The organism is Streptomyces sp. NPDC020845, assembly GCF_044334165.1.
GTDB lineage: Bacteria > Actinomycetota > Actinomycetes > Streptomycetales > Streptomycetaceae > Streptomyces.
In genome coordinates, this window is the sequence record NZ_JBIRSJ010000008.1 from 174,887 (window position 1) to 193,217 (window position 18,331).

Annotated in this window: 8 protein-coding genes and 2 pseudogenes; 4 read left to right on the forward strand and 6 right to left on the reverse strand. The window is 71.8% G+C overall.

Going from position 1 to position 18,331, the window contains the following annotated elements:
- Positions 1–61: 61 nt before the first annotated feature.
- Positions 62–721, reverse strand: a complete 660-nt coding sequence (locus ACH4U7_RS22045; RefSeq protein ID WP_398529557.1) for a DUF4232 domain-containing protein — start codon at positions 719–721, stop codon at positions 62–64.
- A gap of 584 nt (positions 722–1,305) precedes the next feature.
- On the opposite strand from ACH4U7_RS22045, the pseudogene ACH4U7_RS22050 reads away from it, so the two are divergent.
- Positions 1,306–1,440, forward strand: a pseudogene (locus ACH4U7_RS22050) (Tn3 family transposase); the annotation flags it as partial.
- A 23-nt stretch (positions 1,441–1,463) separates the two neighbouring features.
- On the opposite strand, the gene ACH4U7_RS22055 reads toward ACH4U7_RS22050, so the two are convergent.
- The gene (locus ACH4U7_RS22055; protein WP_398529810.1) at positions 1,464–2,153 is read right to left on the reverse strand and encodes a TetR/AcrR family transcriptional regulator; all 690 of its coding nucleotides are present in this window, start codon (positions 2,151–2,153) and stop codon (positions 1,464–1,466) included.
- A 201-nt stretch (positions 2,154–2,354) separates the two neighbouring features.
- Here ACH4U7_RS22055 and ACH4U7_RS22060 point away from each other — a divergent pair, with 201 nt between their 5' ends.
- Genes ACH4U7_RS22060 through ACH4U7_RS22070 form a run of 3 tightly spaced genes read left to right on the forward strand, consistent with a single transcriptional unit; the run spans position 2,355 to position 4,521 of the window.
- Positions 2,355–3,032: an SDR family NAD(P)-dependent oxidoreductase gene (locus ACH4U7_RS22060; RefSeq protein ID WP_398529558.1), complete on the forward strand. Its 678-nt coding sequence runs from the start codon at positions 2,355–2,357 to the stop codon at positions 3,030–3,032.
- 50 nt (positions 3,033–3,082) lie between these two features.
- Positions 3,083–3,409: a hypothetical protein gene (locus ACH4U7_RS22065; RefSeq protein ID WP_398529559.1), complete on the forward strand. Its 327-nt coding sequence runs from the start codon at positions 3,083–3,085 to the stop codon at positions 3,407–3,409.
- 17 nt (positions 3,410–3,426) lie between these two features.
- Complete coding sequence (locus tag ACH4U7_RS22070; RefSeq protein WP_398529560.1) at positions 3,427–4,521, forward strand: hypothetical protein; 1,095 nt, start codon at positions 3,427–3,429, stop codon at positions 4,519–4,521.
- Between the two features lie 144 nt (positions 4,522–4,665).
- Here ACH4U7_RS22070 and ACH4U7_RS22075 read toward each other — a convergent pair.
- From ACH4U7_RS22075 to ACH4U7_RS22090, 4 genes and pseudogenes are all read right to left on the reverse strand, one after another.
- A pseudogene (locus ACH4U7_RS22075) lies at positions 4,666–4,868 on the reverse strand (IS256 family transposase); the annotation flags it as partial.
- Between the two features lie 376 nt (positions 4,869–5,244).
- Positions 5,245–8,619: an ACP S-malonyltransferase gene (gene fabD / locus ACH4U7_RS22080; RefSeq protein WP_398529561.1), complete on the reverse strand. Its 3,375-nt coding sequence runs from the start codon at positions 8,617–8,619 to the stop codon at positions 5,245–5,247.
- On the reverse strand, positions 8,616–14,618 hold the full coding sequence (locus tag ACH4U7_RS22085) for an amino acid adenylation domain-containing protein (protein ID WP_398529562.1): 6,003 nt from the start codon (positions 14,616–14,618) through the stop codon (positions 8,616–8,618). The genes fabD and ACH4U7_RS22085 overlap by 4 nt, the downstream gene beginning before the upstream one ends.
- 69 nt (positions 14,619–14,687) lie before the next feature.
- The gene (locus ACH4U7_RS22090; protein WP_398529563.1) at positions 14,688–18,317 is read right to left on the reverse strand and encodes a beta-ketoacyl synthase N-terminal-like domain-containing protein; all 3,630 of its coding nucleotides are present in this window, start codon (positions 18,315–18,317) and stop codon (positions 14,688–14,690) included.
- Between the last annotated feature and the right edge of the window lie 14 nt (positions 18,318–18,331).

The window sequence follows — 18,331 nt, forward strand, 5'->3', positions numbered from 1 at the left end:
TTCCGGGCGGGTACGTCTTCGGACACCCGGCGTCGGAACAGCCGCTCAGGGGAGGGCGTGGTCAGCCGATGGGGTTGACGAAGGTGGCCGGGCGGGTGGCGCTGCGCTGGTCGACGAGGCTGTCGTTCTCCCAGGGCCACTCGATCTTGAGGGACTTGGTCTCGTTGGGCGGGGTGATCTCGACCCAGGCCGGCTGGTAGAAGCCCTCTTCCTCCTTGGTGAAGGCGAGGTTGAGGGTGAACTCGGTGCTCTGACCTGCCTCCACGTTCACGGAGGTCCACTTCTGCGAGGAGCGGGCCAGGGACCAGCGCTCGCCGCCGTTGATCGAGGTCAGGTCCACACCGGGGAAGCCGCCGATCCTGCATGAGCTGGTGCCCTTGTTCATCAGGACGATGGTGGCGGTCGTCGCGCCCCCGTCCTCGTTCCGGGCCGGGAGCGCGTCCTCACCCGTGGCGAAGGCGGCTTCCAGGTTTTCGGTGCGGCAGCGCTCGGCGCCCGCGTGCGCGCTGCCGCCGCCCTCGGGAGCCTTGGCGTCGGAACCCTGCGCACCGTCCGAGGAACCCGACGAGCCGCTGGACCCGGCCGAGGCCTTGTCCTGGCCCTCTGCCTTCGTGTCGTTGTTGCAGGCCGTCAGAGTCAGGGCGGCGGCTGCGGTCAGGACCGCGGCGGCGACGCGGAAGGAGCGACGGCGGGCGGTGCGGGCAGTGGTGTTGGAGCGCATTTCGGGTCCCCCTGGGAGGTCGGTGTCGTGGTCTGCTCGGTACGACCACAACTCTGGCCGGGGCCACTACCGCGACACTGCCGCCCCGCTAACGTCCGGCTAACACGACAGTGACCAAGGAAAGGACGCCAAGGGGAACTGAGGAACCAGGTCACACCCGACTGGTCGCGAAGCACGCGGATGCCTGCCGGCGCCTATGTGTCCTGACTCTGGCCGATGGCTACCTCGCCGCGCTCGGCCTGATCCACCCCGGCCGATTCCGTCGCCACCTGGCCCAGGCTGCGACCGGGCTGCCGATGCCACCTGCCCACCTTCGCCGCCCTGCCGCCGCAGGTCCGTGCCGCCGACTTCGGGCACGTCCTGGTCCTTATCGACTACCGCACCGGCCACGTCCAGGGTCTGCTGCCCGCCGCCGAACGCTTCCGCGAAGCCGCTCGCACCGGCTGGCACCACGATGCTCCGGGTACTCCGTGCCGTTGACCAGGCCGCGTCAACCTGCCGCCGCCCGGCCAGTCCCGAACAGGCGTCGGCCGCCGTCCTCACCGTCCGCGCCGCCGGATGGCACTCCCCGGGCCGGATCGCCTGCCTGGACGAACAAGGTGGAGTCGTTCAACCGGTTCTCGCAGTGGATCGGGTTCGGCAACCCCGGCGTCATCGCCGAAAACGACCCCGTCGAGCAGGAGAAGGCGATGAAATTCAATGCCCTGCTCACGAATGCGGCTCCGCGGCACGCGGGCCGCGGTCAGTCGTTGCTCTTCCGCTCGCGCGCGGTGACATTCGCCAGCCCGGCACGCCGCATGGCCTCGTAGAGGGCATCATCTTGCGGCGGATCCGGCAGGGGGCCCCGCGCAGGGGCCTCGAATGACTGGATCATCAGGGCCACGAGACGGCGCCAGGCGTCAGGGAGGGCGTCGCCGGCGAAGTTGACTACCCCGGCGTTGGCGACGAGCAGGATGACGAGGTCCTGGCTCGCGAAGTCCTCCCGCAGGCGCCCGCTGTCCTTGGCGCGGCCGATCAGTTCCAAAAAGCCGTGGTAGGCCGCTGCGTGGCGCTCTTGCAGGGCCTCGGAGTCGGGGAAGGTCGCGGTCAGCACGTCGGCGAATCCGCGGTCGGCGGCCTGCATGGCGCAGATGGCCTCGATGAACCCGGTGAAGCCGTCCCAGGGATCGGGGACCTTGAGAGCATCCTCGACAGCGGCGACGTAGGCATCCATACGGTCGGCGAAGACAGCGGCGATCAGATCTTCCTTGGCGCGGAAGTGACGGAAGAGGGTGGCGATCCCCACCCCTGCCTCCCGGGCCACGGAGGCCATCGACGCACCCAGGCCGTCACGCTCGAACACCGCCCGCGCAGTGGCGATGATCCGGCCACGGTTGCGCTCGGCATCGCTGCGCAGGGGCTGGGCATCGGGCCGGTGGGCGTCAGGGGTCATGCCCGCCACCCTATCAACCGGAATTCCCTATCCATTTTCGGTGTTACGCTGAGCAGAGGTAATCGGATAGAGCTTTCCGTTTCAGAATCGGATAGCCCTATCCGGATGACGGGACGGCCCTGCGGTGACGGCGCCGCAGGCAGCCGCCCACTGCCCTGACCCCGCGCACGGTCCCCCGTGACCGTTCACGAAAGGATCACCATGACCAGCATCGCCATCGTCGGAGCCGGCCCCCAGCTGGGCCTGGCCATCGCGCGCACCTTCGGATCCCGCGGCTTCGACGTCGCCCTGATCTCGCGCAATCCCGACAAGCTCGACGCCCTCGTCGGCGAGCTCACCGCCGAGGGCATCTCCGCCGACGCGTTCCCCGCAGACGTGCTCGACCGCGACGCGCTCACCCAGGCACTCAAGGACGCCGCCGCACGGTTCGGCGGCATCGACGTCCTGGAGTACTCCCCGGTCGGCGGGTTCGACTCGACCGTCCTGACCACTCCGAGTGCGACCGAACCGTCGCATGTGCAGCACGAGATGGAGTTCCAGCTCTACGGAGCGATCGCCGCCACTCAGGCGGTGCTGCCCGCCATGCGCGAAGCGAGCGCCGGCACCCTGCTGTACACCACCGGCGCCGGCTCCATCGACCCCGTGCCGCAGGTCGGCAACGTCAACGCCGCCGCTGCGGCGCTGCGCAACTGGGCGATCAACCTGCACAAGGAACTGGCCGACACCGGCATCCAAGCCGCCCACGTCGGCATCGACGTGTCGATCGGCATGTCGGTCATCCCCGGCTTCCCGACAGCCAAGCCCGAGGAGATCTCCCCCGTCTACTGGGAACTGCACACCACCCACCGCGACGAGGCCGAGCGCGTCTTCAGCCACTGACACCCCGCCGGGCCCCGGACCCGGCCTCTTACGGGAGACCCTGATCGCAGGTGCACGGCCACGACCTGGGAAAGCTGCTGAAGCGACTGGAGGAAAGCGACGACGACTTGTTCGCCGCCGGCGGTGATCGGCACCTGGTCGTCGAGTTCATCCGGAACCAGCACAGCCGCGGCCCGAAGGACGACCAGGGGTGCTACCCGACCACCACCAGTGGGGTGCCCTCGCTGGCCGCGGTGTGCTGCGCCAACCCGCCGCTGTTCCGCCGACCAGTTGAGAAAGGGGGGCGCGCCCACACCGTCCGCCCAGCCGGCCTCGCTGTCAGCGCTCTGTGTCATTATGCGGACGCGTCCCAGTGGGAGTGGGCCGCGGTCTACTGATTGCCAGGGGGTTGGGGATGGGCGCGGGTACGGAGCCGGACGGCTCGTCCAGGTCCGACGAGGAGTGGGAGCGGTTTCTGCGCGAGTCGGTGGCGGGTGTCGCCGACGCGCCCAAGGAGCCGTCGGCGCGGGCCCGCGACGTGGCAAAGCGGCTGCGCGCGGAGCCCGGCCGTGGCTCGGAGGGCTGGCGCAGCTACACGCCCGCGCGGCCCAAGCGGCGCACGGGCTGGTACGTGGCCGGGCTGCTGGCCTCGCTGGTGCTGCTGGTGGTGGCGCTCGCGCCGGGGCCGATAGTGGACCTGTTCGCCGGCGCTGACTCCTCGGCGTCGGCGGCCGAGACCGCCCGCCCGACCCAGGCACCCCCGGCGGATGCGGCCCAACGCCCCACCGTGGAGGAGCCGTTCCGCGGCTCGCCGGCGGCGAGCTGGGCGAGCGGAGCGGCGGGAATCACCGTGCCGAAGGCCGAGGCGGTCGGCTGGATGAGCGCGGCCGAGGTCAAGCGGGCCCTCGCCCGTAGCCGAGACTTCCTCGTCGTGTCCGGCCTGGACCGCGGGGTGCTGCGGGGCGAGCGCCCCGAGAAGGCGATTGCACTGATCAACCCGCACCAGAAGGACGTCCAAGACCTTCTGAAAACCGCTTTCCGAACCCCGAGCGAGAAGAACGACCCCCTCCTCCTCTTCAGCCGCTTCCAGCCCTCCCGCACCCACCTGGTCGGCGACGTCGTGAAGACCCGGGGCCGGCTCACCTACCGGGAGGGCGAGCGCGGCGCGCTCCAGGTGACCGCCGACGTCACCTTCGTCTACCCGGTCACCCGCGCGGACACGGGCGGCGACGACGAGATCGTGCGCACGATCGTCCGGCGCGAGCTGGTCCTGAGCTGGGACGACCCTGCCAAGGTGATCACCGAGCCGGGCACGTTCTCGATCGTCTCGTACAAGTACGACATGACCAACGGTGGCTGCGGCGCCCCCACGGGCTACTTCACCCCGCCCTTCGGCACGGACCGCCCGGCGGACGAGGCCGGCGCGGAGGTCGACCCGTACGACCGCAGCGTGCCGGTCGGGCGGGGCGAGTCCTCTGGGGACGAGTGCAGGAGGGCGACGCGGTCCTAGCGGGCGGCGACGTGCACGAGCACCAGCCAGTAGACGACGCCAATCGCGAGGTAGCGACAGGCGCGAAAGCGCAGCGATGCCCGACCGACAGGTCGCTTCGCTGCGCGGCCCGAAGCACGCGGTCTCGTGGTACGGCTGCGGTCCTCAGACTGCGTGCGCCATCGGGCGTTCGACGAGGTGGCCGTGTTGAAGCCGGCTCCGGCGCGGACCAGGGCTACGAGGTGAGGGTGCGTTCACGTCCGCCACCGCTGCTGGGCGGACTCGAAGAGCTTGAATACCATCGCCGGGACCGCGGTCCGGCTGCCCGCGCCCTTGGTGACCTTCGTGCATAGCCGGACGGTCGCGAAGGGCCGTCATCCCGACTCGCCGCAAGGCCCCCGGTCCAACGCGCTCGCACCGAACGCACCGACCGAATCCTCATCACCGGCGAACGACACCTGCGTATGGTCCTCACCAGGTACGCCGAGCACCACAACACCGTACGAGCCCACCGCAGCCTCAGCCTACGAGCTCCGGACGACGCCCCGAACGTCATCCCCCAGCCCGCTGCCACGGTCAGGCGTCGGCAGATACTCTGTGGACTGCTCAGCGAGTACCACACCGTGCTACGAAGAAGCCGTGTTGGCACCCGGGAACCGTCCGGCCATGCCCACGATCGCTACGTCTTCCCGGACACACCGACGCCGTCGTGCGAACTCACGGTCGAACCCTCTCCCCTTACCGTCACCTGGAGCTGTAGTGGGCCGCTCGGTCCCGCAGCAGAGCAGCCGTCTCGGACATCAGGTGCTCCGCGATGGTGTCGACGTGGCGGGACCGCCACGGCTCGAGACCGGTACCGGCCACCCAGGAGTTAAACGCGCCCATCGCGGGACCGCAGTAGACCAGGTAGTCGACCTTCCGCCCCAGGTCTCCGCGCAGCGCCAGCCGGAAGCCGCGGTGGAGGTAGGACCGGAAGGCCGTGGCCATCCGCCGCTTGCCGTCGCCACCCGGCCCCGCGTCCGACTCCGCGGCGGCGGCCTCGTGGAACGATCCGTGCAGGAACTTCTCCTCGATCCGACGGCGCGTCGGCGCGTCGATGTCCTCGAAGGAGTCGTGGCGCCGCCACAGCTCGTGCAGCTTCCCCGCCTTCGCCGGGAGCAGCACACCGCGCTTGACCACCTGCGCCCGCACCCCCAGTTCGAACATGTCCGGGGCGGGTGCGAGGGCGACGTCATGGACCTCCATCTCCTGCAGCAGGTCCTTGACGGCCTCGCTGGTGGCCGCTTCCGGGGTGCACTGGTTGATCGAGCCGGTGACCAGGAAGTCCGCGCCCAGGATGAACGCGGCGGCCGCGGCCTCCGGGCTGCCGATTCCGCCGGCCGCGCCCACATGGATCCTCGGCCCGGATCCGGCCCGTGCGGACCGGGCGTCCCGCAGCCGGACCACGGCGGGCAGCAGCGTGGCCAGCGTGCCGGTGGCGTCGTACCAGCCGGCGCCGACTTCCACGCACAGGTCGTCGGCCATCGGCAGGTGCGCGAAGCGCTCGGCGTCCGCGGCGGCTATCCGCCCCTCGTCGAGCAGTTGCCGGACGATGCGCCGCGGCGCGGGTTCCAGGAACGCGGCCGCCATATCGGTGCTGGACACCTTGGCCAGCACCCTGCCCCCGCTCAGCCGGTACTTGACCAGCGCGGGGGTGATCCGCAGGAAGCCGGATGCCTCGATGGTGCGCACACCGGCCCGCAGGAACAGGTCGACCAGCGCCGACTCCCGTTCCGGGTCGGCGTACTGGTGCAGCAGGTTCGCTCCGTACGCCCCGTCGGCGCCCAGGGCGGCCCGCACCGCGTCGAGCCCCGCCTCGACCTCGTCCAAGGCCAGCCCGCCGCTCCCGAAGAAGCCCATCCCGCCGGACTTCGCCAGCCGCACCAGCAGCTCTGCTCCGGACACCCCGCCGTACATGGCACCGGCGAGGCAGGCGTAACGGAGACCGTAGCGCTCCCGGAAGGTCCCGGCGCCCAGAGTTTCCGCCCCGACCGCGCCAGGGGCGGCGGCCACCTCGGCAGCCACCTCGGCGGCGACCGGCGGCGCCGCGACCGGAGCCTCAGCGACCGGTGGCGCGGTGACCGGTCGCTCGGCGACAGGTTGCTCGGCGACAGGTTGCTCGGTGGCCCGTGGCTCGGCGACAGGTTGCTCGGTGACCTGTTCCTCGGTGACCAGCGGCTCCGCCTCGGCCTTGATCTTGGTGACCAGCTTGCGGAGCACCGCGCCCGGTCCCAGTTCCTCGAACTCGAACTCGCCCTTGCCCATGAGATACCTGACCGTGTCCGTCCAGCGCACCGTCGAGGCGATCTGCCGGGCCAGCGTCCGCTTCACCTCGCCGGGCCGGTACGGCCGGGCGTCCACGTTGGCGATCACGGGAATGCCGGGGTCGCGCAGCGTGAAGCCGTCGAGGTAGCGGGCGAACTCGTCGGCGGTCTCGCGCAGATAGCGCGAGTGGAAGGGGGCGCTGACGTTCAGCATCACATAGTGCGCGCCCAGGCCCTCGAACACCGGCTTGGCCCGCTCGAGCTCATCGGTGGGTCCGGCGAGGACGAACTGGGCCGGCGCGTTGTGGTTGGCGATGTCCAGGCCGGTCAGCTGGTGGTCGCGCAGCGCCTGTTCCACCCGGTCCAGGTCACAGCCCAGCACGGCGGCCATCCGCCCGCCCTCGGCGCGGCTCATCAGTTCGCCGCGGCGCTTGACCAGCCGCAGGCCGGTCTCGAAGTCGAAGGCCCCGGCGGCGAACAGCGCGACGTACTCGCCGAGGCTGTGCCCCACCAGGCAGTCCGGCGGGGTGGGGTCATCTCGCAGCTTCCGCAGCCAGGTCAGGGCGCTGACCACGTACAGCGCGGGCTGGGTGAACTGGGTGAGCTTCAGCTCCCGTCGGGGGTCCTGGGTGCACAGCTCCCTGATCGAGTACCCGAGCACGGCGTCCGCCACCGCGGTCTGTTCCGGGAACTCGTCGAAGAGGTCCTTTCCCATCCCCTTGGCCTGGCTGCCCTGACCGGGGAATCCATATACCTTCATGATGCCCTCCTGGGGGTGCTGAGGGGCGGGGCGGGTGCGGGGGCGCGGGGCCACGGCGGAGCGCAACTCGGCCAGCGCGCGGGTGTCCTCGCTCAGCGGGCTGAGCAGCGCGTGGGAGCTTGACCGCGAATGGGCGGGCAGGCCGGCCCGGACGAAGTTGTGCAGGGTGCCGGACGGGCCGAGGTCGAGGTACTGGTACGGGCCGCTCCGCTCCAGCGCGGTCAGCGTGGCCGCGAACTCGATCGGCGCCCTGGTTGCCCGCCACAGGTGGTCGGCCGTCACCCGGTCGACCGCGCCCATGGCGGCGCAGGACACGATCGGGATCCGCGGCGGCCGCAGCTCCGCCTCCGCGACGGTGGTCCGGAACACCGGCTCGCCGGCGTCCATGAGGGCCGAGTGGAAGGCGTACGGGACGGGCACCCGGTGGCAGGCCACATCGCGCGCCCGCAGCAGTTCCTCGGCGGCGGTCAGGGCGTCGTCGGCGCCGGACAGGACGAGGTGCCCGGGGTAGTTCCGGGCGGCGACCTCGGTGTGGTCGCGCAGCAGCGGGATGTCCCGGTGCAGCCGCTCGTCGCCCAGGACCGCGAGCATCCCGCCGGGCAGCGCTCCGCGCGCCGCCCTGGCCTGCCGGATCAGCAGCCTCAGACAGGTGTCCCGGTCCACCACGCCCGCCAGCACGCACGCGGTGAACTCGCCGAGGCTCGCGCCGAGCAGCAGGTCGGGGTCGATCCCGTACCCGGCGAGGGTGTCCGCGAGGGCGAGTTGCACCATGACGATCGCCGGATGGGTGAACTCCAGGTCGTCGAACGGCTCGGCGGGACCGCGGCCCGGGTCGTACATCCGGCCCAGAACGGACGCCCCGAGTTCCGCCTCGGCAACGGCGTCGAGGCGGTCGAGCGTCTCCCGGAACACCGGCTCGGCCCGGTACAGGTCCTGGCCCATCCGGTGGTACTGGGAGCCCTGGCCGGAGAACATGAAGACGGTGGGCAGGGAGGCGGTGGGCAGGGAGACGGTGGGCAGGGAGACGGCGGACCCGGAACCAGTGGGCGCCGTCACCGGTCCTCGCCCAGCAGCGCGACGATGTCCTTGACCACGAACTCGCCCTCGCGGAAGCCGAGGAGGCCGTCCGGGGCGGGCCCCTCCCGCAGGGCCGCCGCCAGCATGTCCCGCACGCCCTGCGGCCGGTCGGCCGCGAGGACTTCGAGCACCGAGACGAAGGAGCCGATCAGCCGGGTGATTGTGGCGTCCGTGAAACGGTCCCGGTAGTACGACATATGCAGCTTGACCGTCTCCGTCGGGAAGACGTCCAGCCGCAGCGGGAAGCCCATCCGCGAGATGTAGTACGCCGCGCTGAAGCGTTCGGAGTTGTCGAGACCGACGTTCTGGAAGACCAGGTAGCTCTCGGTGGGCAGGGCGTCCTCCGGCTGTCCGCCCCAGGCCAGCGCCCGGTGCATCGGAGTGTTCTCGTGGGCGCTCATCGCGACCAGTTCGTCCCTGACCCGGGCGAGGTACGCCGGGACCTGCTCGGCGGCGTCCAGCCGGGTGCGCAGCGGCAGGATGTTCAGGGTGGGGGCGACCATGCCGGACACCCCCTGAGGTCCGCCGGAACGCCCGGTGAACAGCACGCCGTGGGTCAGGTCGGCCCGCTCCCGCCCCTGGGCGACGAAGGCCGCGACCGTTGCCGCCCATCCGGCCTGGAAGAGCACGTTGAGGGTCAGCCGGTGCTCGCGGGCCACCTCGCGCAGCCGGGCCGCGAGCTCCTTCGGCAGCGCTGTCCACTGCCGGCCGAATCCACTCTCGCTTCCGACGGCGTTGCCGGGCACCTGCTCGGAGAGCAGCGTCGGCCCCGGCAGACCGCCCAGAGCCCGCTGCCAGTAGCGCTCGGCGGCGCGCTGGTCGCCGCCGCGCACCGCGGCCACGAACTCCTTGAAGGGAAGGGCCGCGTCGAGTTCTATCGGCCTTCCCTGGGCGAGCGCGGGCAAGCCCTGGTCGAGCTGGTTGGCGACGATGTCGAAGCTCCAGCCGTCCAGGCACAGATAGCTCAGGCTGACCACGATGACGCAGGTGTCGTCGTCGACATCGGCCACGAAGTAGCGTATGGCGCCCGGCTCTTCCGGCTCGATCCCGCGTTCCCGGTCGTCTTTGAGGTGGCGTTCGAGCGCCGCGTCCTGCTCGGTGGGCGTCAGCGCCCGCCAGTCGACGAAGTCCAGCTCGACCCGCGGCTCACGGTGGACCACCTGGACCGCCTGGTCCGGTGCGGTCCACCGGAAGGAGGTCCGCATCGCCGGGTAGGTCCGGGCCTGGGCCTCCAGGAAGCGGCGGAAGTCCTCCTTGTCGGCCATCCCCCGGGGCACCGCGGTGATCCGGTGGACCTGGAACATTCCCGGCTCCGGGGAACGCAGCTTGCGCAGGGCCCACTCCTGGAACGGGGCCACCGGGTACACGTCCTCGACATCCGGGTCCGCCCGGAGCTGCGCCAGCCGCGCGGCGGCGTCCCGGTCGCCGGGCTCGTCCTCGGCGTCGGCCCGCGTGCCCGCCCCGGGGGCCGCCTGGGCCGCCGCCGCGAGTTCCGCGAGCGTGTCGTACTGGAAGATCATCTGCGGGGTCAGCTCAAGGCCCCGTTCGCGGGCCTTGGCCACCACGTGAATGCTGTGGATGGAGTCGCCGCCCAGCCGGAAGAAGTTGTTGCCCGCGCTGATCGGTCCCACGCCGAGCACTTCGGTCCAGACCTCGGCGATGATGCGCTCGGCCGGCGTCCGGGGCTCGGTGGTGTCCCCCGACTCGTCGGCCACCTCGACCAGCGGCTCCGGCAGAGCGCTCTGGTCCAGCTTGCCGTTGGCGTTGACGGGATACTGCTTCAGCGCGACATAGGCGGCCGGGAGCATGTAGTCCGGCAACCGGTCCTTGAGGTATCCGCGCAGCTCGGGCACCACCGCCCGCGCCCACCGGTTGAACACCGGGTCGGTGGCGTACTCCTGCCACCGGCCCGACGGTTCCGCCGTCTCGAAGGCGGCCCAGTCGCGCTCATCGCCCTCGGGGCTCAGCAGGACCGCGTAGCTTCCGTCGGCTCGGTCCGGCATCCAGTCGACGGTCGCGGTGCGTCCCAGGCGTTCGGCCAGCCGCCACCACTGTTCCGGCTGGACGCCCTGGTCGCCGGCCGTGGCCAGCCGGGCGTTGGGCACGCCGACTACGGCCAGCGCCCGGTCGGGCTCGGCGCGCAGCCGCTGCTCGACCGCGTCGAGCGTGTCCGTCCCCGCGGACCAGGAGATCCGGGCCCCGGGGGTGGCCGGGGCCGCCACCTCCCCGCCGACGTGCAGGAACGCGTCGTAGCGGTATCGGCTCATCTCGTTCTCGTGCACACCGCGCCGCAACTGGGTCCGCACCCGTGCGAGACGGGGCTCCTCCTGCTGCACGGCCCGAAAGAAGTCCGGGTGCAGCACCAGCTCCTGGTCCTGGGCGATGCGCCGGCGGACCTGTGCGCGCAGCCGCTCATCGCTCGGCGCGGGACCGGGCTGGTGGAGCTCCACGTCCGTGTGGAACGCCTCCAGGAGGGCCAGGTTGCGCACATCGCCCACGAACACGGTGCCGCCGTCGTCCACGCGGCGCAGCGCCTCGCCCAGGACGTCCCGCAGATAGCCGGCGTCCGGGAAGTACTGGACCACGGAGTTGATGACCACCAGGTCGAACTGCCGGTCCTGGAAGGCGGAGAGGTCGTCCGCGCCACCGTTGTGCAGCCGCACATGGGACAGCTCCTCCCGGCGCTCCACCAGCCGGCTGCGCACATGGTCCAGCGCGGCCTCGGAGATGTCGGTGCCGTGGTAGACCTCGCAGTGCGGGGCGACCCTGGAGAGCAGCAGGCCGGTGCCGCAGCCGATCTCCAGCACGCGCCGGGGGCGCAGGGCCAGGATGCGCTCGACCGTGGTGTCGACCCACTCGTGCATCTCGGCGTCGGACAGCTGTCCGCCGTGGTAGCTGCTGTCCCAACCGCTGATCTTGAAGTCGTCGGGGCCGGAGGCCCCTTCCCTCTCTTCTTCTCCGTAGACGCGGTCGAAGACGGCCTCCCACTCCGTTCCCCGGACCGACGCCCCCTCGGAGGCGGCCTCGGAAGCAGCCTCGGAGATGGCCTCGGAGGTGTCCGCGCCGTCCCGCGCCCCGTCCTTGCGGGCGCCCGGCACCACATAGGCGACCAGCCGCTTGTTCCCGGTGTCCCCGGGCTCCCGCCGGGCGAGCACCACCGCTTCCCCGACCTTCGGGTGCTCGGCCAGGGCCGCCTCGATCTCGCCCAGTTCGATGCGGTGGCCGCGGATCTTCACCTGGTCGTCGGCGCGCCCCAGGTACTCCAGCTCTCCGTCGGCCGTCCAGCGGACCAGGTCCCCGCTCCGGTACCAGCGGGAGCCGTCGGGGTCGTGCAGGAAGCACTGCCGGTTCAGCTCCGGGCGGTTGAGGTATCCCAGGGTCACCCCGGCCCCGCCCACATACAGCTCGCCCCGCACCCCGACCGGGGCGGGTTGGCCGTAGCGGTCCAGCACCCGCACCCGCAGGTCGGGGATGGGCCGTCCGATCGGGCTGTGCGCCGCGGCGGCGTCCACGTCCGCGCGGGTCACCGGGCGGTAGGTGACGTGCACGGTCGTCTCGGTGATCCCGTACATGTTCACCAGCCGGGGCGAGCGGTCCCCGTGCCGGTCGAACCAGTCGCGCAGGCTGCGCACATCGAGTTCCTCACCGCCGAACACGACCACCCGCAGGCACAGGGCACCCCGCTCCACCTCCGACAGGTGGCGGAACGCCAGCGGCGTCTGGTTGAGCACCGTGACCCGCTCGTCCCGCAGCAGCTCGTAGAAGCTCTCCGGGGAACGGCTCACCCAGTGCGGGACGACGACCAGACGCCCGCCGTGCGCGAGCGCGCCCCAGATCTCCCACACCGAGAAGTCGAAGGTGAAGGCGTGGAAGAGCGTCCAGGTGTCCGACCGTCCGAAACCGAACCACTCCTTGGTGGCGGAGAAGAGCCGTACCACGTTGGCGTGGCTGACCAGCACGCCCTTCGGCGTTCCGGTGGAGCCGGAGGTGTAGATGACGTACGCGGGATCCTGCGGGCCGGCACCGGCCGCCCGTTCGGGGGCGTGCTCGTCGGTCTCCCCGTCGAGCACCACCAGCCGGGCCTTGTGCTCGGGCAGGCCGTCGACCAGATGCGGTTGGGTCACCAGGATCGGCGCGGAGCTGTCGGCCAGCAGATAGGAGACCCGCTCGGGCGGATAGTCGGCGGCGATGGGCAGATAGGCGGCGCCGGACTTCAGGATGCCCAGGATCCCGACCAGCAGGTCCACGGACCGCTCGGCGCACAGCCCGATCACCGCGCCGGGACGGGCGCCCAGCCCGCGCAGCCGGTGCGCGAGCGCGTTGGCCCGCCCGTCGAGCTCGCGGTAGGTGACATGCTCGCCGTCGTGGCTGACCGCCACCGCGCCGGGCGCCTCCGCCGTACGCTCCTGGAACAGCTCGTGCAGCAGCGCGGCGGACGGCCACGGCTCCGCAGCCGCCGGTGCCGCGGCGGCTGGTGCCGTAGCGGCCGGTGCCGTGGCGCCGTGCCCGGCCAGCTCCAGCCGCTCGCGGTCGGCGGCCGGCATGACCGGCAGCTCCCCGACGCCCAGCCCCGGGTCGGCGGCGACCGCCTCCAGCACCATCCGGTAGCCGTCGAGCAGTCGCTGGACGGTGGCCTCGTCGAAGACCGCGGAGTTGTACTCCACCTCGACCAGGAAGTCCCGGTCGCGGTCCACCACGCTGATCCACAGGTCGAACTTCGAGGTGTCGTTGCGGATGCCCTCGATCGCCTCGACCGTCAGCTCCTCCCCGGAGCTGAGATCACGGGCCGGCAGGAAGCTGAAGGAGACCTGGAACAGCGGGTTCTGGCTGAGGTAGCGCTCCGGCTGCAGCGCCTCCACGACCGCCTCGAAGGGGACCTCCTGGTGCTGGTGCGCCCCGTTCACGACGCCCTGCACCCGGCGCAGCACCTCGCGGAAGTCCGGCTCCCCGCCCAGCCGGGTCTTGTAGACGAGGGTGTTGACGAACAGCCCGATGAGCTGCTCGATGTCCAGCCGGGTCCGGTTGGTGACCGGCGAGCCGACCGCGATGTCCTCCTGTCCGGTGTACCGGTGCAGCAGGACGTTGAGCGCGCCGAGCAGCACGGTGAAGAGGTTGACGCCCTCCCGCTTGCACAGCCCGGTCAGCTCGGTGCGCAGCGAGGCCGGGAAGACGGTCCTGAGATCCCGCCCCTCGAAGGTCTGCACCGGGGGGCGGGGCCGGTCGAAGGGCAGCTCCAGCGGCTCGGTGCCCTCGCCCAGCTGCTCGCGCCAGTACTTCAGCTGCTGCTCCAGCCGGTCACCGCTGAGGTGGTCCCGCTGCCAGACGGCGAAGTCCGCGTACTGGATGGGCAGCTCGGGCAGCGGGGACGGGCGCCCGGCCGCGAAGGCGTGGTACAGGGTCAGCAGCTCCTGCCAGAACAGGCCGAGCGACCAGCCGTCGACGACGATGTGGTGGGCGTTGAGCAGCACCACGTGCAGCTCGGGTTCCAGCCGGTACAGGGTGACCCGCAGCAGCGGCCCCGCGGCCAGGTCGAACGGGCGCCGCGCCGCCTCGTCGATCCGGCCGTCCAGCGCGCCCGGGTCCGCGCCGAGGTCCACCAGCTCGACCGGCACGCTCGCCCGCGGCAGGATCCGCTGCCAGGGTTCGCCGTCCTCGCTGGGCAGCACGGTGCGCAGCGACTCGTGCCGGCGGACGATCTCGTCGACCGCGCGCTGCAGCACCTCGTGGCGCAGCGGCCCGCGCAGCCGGAAGCTCATCGGGACGTTGTACGCGGCGCTGTCGGGCACCATCTGGTCCAGGAACCACAGCCGGCGCTGGGCGAAGGAGAGCGGCGGACGGTCGCCGGCGGGGCGGCGCGGGATGCCGGTGGTGCGCGTGGTGCCCGCCGACCGCTTGGCGCCGCTCAGCTTCTCCAGCAGCGCCCGCTTCGCCGGGGACAGTTGCGCCTTGCGCGTGGTGGCGAGGTCTTCGGGGGACATGGCGGGAGAACTCCTTCGGAATATGCGGCTTTCCTCAGCTTTTTGCGACTGTCCGCGGCTTTCCGCGACTCACGCGAGCAAGGTGGCAACGGTGTCTTCGGGCAGTTCTTCGATGCGCTCGACCAGCTCCGCTTCGAGCATGGCGACCATGTCGGCCAGGGTGCGGGCCTGGAACAGCTCGCCCAGGTCCAGCTCGATCGGGAAGCCGCTCTTGAGCCGGGAGATGACCTGGGTGGCGAGGATCGAGTCGCCGCCGAGCTCCTGGAAGTCGTCCTCGGGGCGTGCCGAGGCGACGCCCAGCACCTCCCGCCAGGCGTCGACCACCATGGCCTGGAGCGAGCCCGCGGCGGCCTCCGCGGCCTCAGCGGCCGGTACGGGGTCGGTGGCCGGTACGGGGTCGGTGGCCACCGGCGGCTCCGCCGGGACGGTCACCGGGGCGGCCACCGGAGCCTGCGCCGGGAGCGGCGGGAGGGCGGCGGTGGTGTCCGTCACGGCCCCCTCGTTCTCCGCCAGGACGACGGCCTGGTACGCCTGGTCCTCGCGCACCGGCGCCAGCGACAGGCTGCGCACCGCGCGGAAGCCACCCTGCTCCAGGGCCTGGCGCCACAGGGCGACGCTCAGCAGCGGCGAGCCGGGCAGCCTGCGCTCGTGGTCCTGGAACGCCCACCAGCCGGCCATCAGGCCGAAGGTGAGGGTGAAGAACTCCTGCACCCGGGTGGTCTCCAGCAGGATCAGCACACCGCCGGGCCGCAGCAGCTGCCGGGCGTGGGCCAGCGAGTCGTCGATCCGCCGGGTAGCGTGCAGCACGTTGCAGGCCAGCACGACGTCGTAGGCGCCCGCCTCGAAGCCCTGCTCGGTCGGCGGGGACTCGATGTCCAGCTGCTGGAAGCTCAGGAACGGGTGGTCCTTGGCGTACCGGTTGCGCCCGTACAGGGTGAAGCTGCGCGAGATGTCGGTGTACGCGTAGCGCAGCCGGTCCTGGAGGCCGTCCAGCGCGGGCAGCACCTTCGCGGTCGTGCCGCCGGTGCCCGCGCCGATCTCCAACACGGACACCTCCGCGCCCGGGTCGCGGGCCAACCGGGCCCGCGCGTACGCGGCGACCAGCTGGGCCACCAGGGCGTTGGTGTCCTGATCGCTGTGGTAGACGGCCTCCACCGCGTCGAAGGAGCCGTCGGGGAAGAGGACTTCATGGGCCTTGCGGCGGCCGGTGAGGATGGCCGGGAACTCCCCCAGGCAGGAGGTCAGCAGCCGGAAGTAGCCCTCCATCTCCGGGTAGTGGCCGGTCACCTCGCGCTTGAGGGCCTCCAACCGGTCCGGCTCCCAGCGCAGCGGCGCGGGGTCGGCGACCCGGTCGGTGGTGACCAGTTCCTCGCCCTCGGCGCGCAGCAGCCCGTCGTCGGTGAGGATGCCGAGCAGCGCGCGGAACAGCGAGGTGTGCTCGTCCACGACGCCCAGCCGCCGGATCAGCTCGGGCGCGCTGTGGCGCTCGCCGGGGGCTTGGAAGACCTCCATCCGGCGCAGCGAGGCGAACAGCATCTCCCGGCAGACCTTGGCCAGTTCGCGGACCATCACATCGTTGCGGAGCGCGGCTTCGATGTCCGCGGCCGACGGATCGGCCCGCAGGTGTTCCTCGGCCGCCGCGTCGAGTTCCACCAGGACGGAGGGCACGGCTCCGGCGGCCGGGCGCGGTGGCGCGGTGTCATGGCCGGGCGCGTCGGCCGGGGCACCGTCGGCCCAGGCGTGGCGGAACACCTCGCGCTCGAAGGGGTGGACGGGCAGCTGGATCCGCCGGGGCGCGCCGCCGGTGTGCAGCCGTGGCCAGTCCACCGCCGCGCCGGTGGCCCAGGCCGCGGCGAGCTCGTCCACATCGCGCCCGGACGCGGTCGGGGCCTGCCCGCCCGTACGGTCTTCGGGGGCCCGCCCCCGGTAGGTGGCCGGGACGGCGTCGGCGCCGCCCGCGAACGCCTCCAGCCGCTTGATCAGTTCGCTCATCGAGTCGGCGGACACCGCGAGCCGCTCGGGGAACGCCTCGCGGCCCACCTGGAGCGTGTACGCCACATCCTGCAGCGCGTCGTCACCCAGCTTGTCGTTCCGCAGCCGTGCGGCGAGCGCCCCGGCCTTCTGCCGCAGCTGGGCGTCGGTCTTCGCGGAGAGCGGTACGAGCTGCCGCCGCCGGGGCAAGGGCCGACCGCGGCGCTCGGCGGCGGGGTACTCCTCGATGATGACGTGGGCGTTGGTGCCGCTGTACCCGAAAGAGCTCACGCCGGCCAGCCGGGGGCCAGTGTCGTCCGCAGCCCAGTCGGCCGGCTCGCGGTTGACGTAGACCGGGCTGTCGGCGAAGTCGACGTGCTTGTTCTCGTCGCGGAAGTTGGCTGCCGGGGGGAGCTTTCCGTACCGCAGGCACAGCAGCACCTTGATGGCGCCCAGCACGCCCGCGGCCCCCATCGTGTGGCCGATGTTGGCCTTGACCGAGCCGATCGCGCAGAACTGCTTGCGCTCGGTGAACTCCTCGAACGCCTCGGTCAGGCCGTGCACCTCGATGGGGTCGCCGAGGCTGGTCCCGGTGCCGTGCGCCTCCACGTAGCGCAGCCGGCCCATGTCGACGCCGCTGCGCCGGTAGACCTCGCGCAGCAGGGCGCTCTGCGCGGTGGAGCTGGGGGAGGTGATCCCCGAGGTCCGGCCGTCCTGGTTGGTCGCGCTGCCCCGGATGACGCCCAGGATCCGGTCGTTGTCCCGGACCGCGTCGGACAGGCGCTTGAGCACCAGCACTCCGACGCCGTCGCCCACCAGCATGCCGTCGGCCTCCGCGTCGAAGGGGCGGCAGGTGCGGCGCGGTGAGACGGTGCCCAGGGCCTCCATGGTGACGAAGGTCCCGGGGTGGTTGACCACGTAGACCCCGGCGGCCAGCGCGAGTTCCGCCTCGCCGGACAGCAGCAGCCGGCGCGCGATGTCCACGGCGACGAGCGAGGACGAGCAGGCCGTGTCCACAGTCAGCGCGGGCCCGGCGAGGTCGAGGTGGTAGGCCAGACGAGCGGCCATGATGCTGGTGTCGGAACCCATCAGCGCATGCGCGGAGTACTCGTTCTGCGGGGCGAGCCCGGTGGAGCCGACGACGGTCGCGACCGCGCGGCCGCGCAGCGCCGAGGCGTCCTGGGCGGCGTCCTCCAGCGCGTGGTAGCAGGACTCCAGCAGGACCCGCTGGGCGGCGTCCATCGCGGCGGCCTCGCGCGGTGAGATCCGGAAGAACGCCGGGTCGAAGCACTCGGCCTCGGCCATGGCGCCGTAAGCGGGCACCGCCGCGTCCGGGAAGTGCTCGCGGAACAGCGAGAGCGCCACCGGGTCGGCCACCGGACCGGTGCAGTCCCGGCCCTTGCTGATCACCTCCCACAGCTCCTCGGGGTCGGCGGCGCCGGCGGTACGGCAGTGCATCCCGATCACCGCCACCGCCTCCGGCGGGGCGGCCTGCTGGGCGAGGGTGGCCTCGACGCGCTCGGCGAGCCGACCGAGATCGCCCGCCTCGGTCACCGCGCTGGTCGGAAGCGCCGTGCCGAACCGGGCGTTGACCTCCTCGGTCAGCTCCACGGCCGCGACCAGGCCGAGGCCCAGCTCCTCGAAGGAGGCCTCGGCCACCCGCTCGGGGGAGGCGTCCAGCACCCGGGCCGCGAGCTCCGACAGCGTCTGCTTGACGTGGGGCGACATCGTCTCTGAATCTC

Coding starts and splice junctions, on each gene's coding strand:
- ACH4U7_RS22045 (WP_398529557.1), bottom strand. CDS start 721: ATGCGCTCCAACACCACTGCCCGCACCGCCCGCCGTCGCTCCTTCCGC.
- ACH4U7_RS22055 (WP_398529810.1), bottom strand. CDS start 2,153: ATGACCCCTGACGCCCACCGGCCCGATGCCCAGCCCCTGCGCAGCGAT.
- ACH4U7_RS22060 (WP_398529558.1), top strand. CDS start 2,355: ATGACCAGCATCGCCATCGTCGGAGCCGGCCCCCAGCTGGGCCTGGCC.
- ACH4U7_RS22070 (WP_398529560.1), top strand. CDS start 3,427: ATGGGCGCGGGTACGGAGCCGGACGGCTCGTCCAGGTCCGACGAGGAG.
- ACH4U7_RS22085 (WP_398529562.1), bottom strand. CDS start 14,618: ATGTCCCCCGAAGACCTCGCCACCACGCGCAAGGCGCAACTGTCCCCG.
- ACH4U7_RS22090 (WP_398529563.1), bottom strand. CDS start 18,317: ATGTCGCCCCACGTCAAGCAGACGCTGTCGGAGCTCGCGGCCCGGGTG.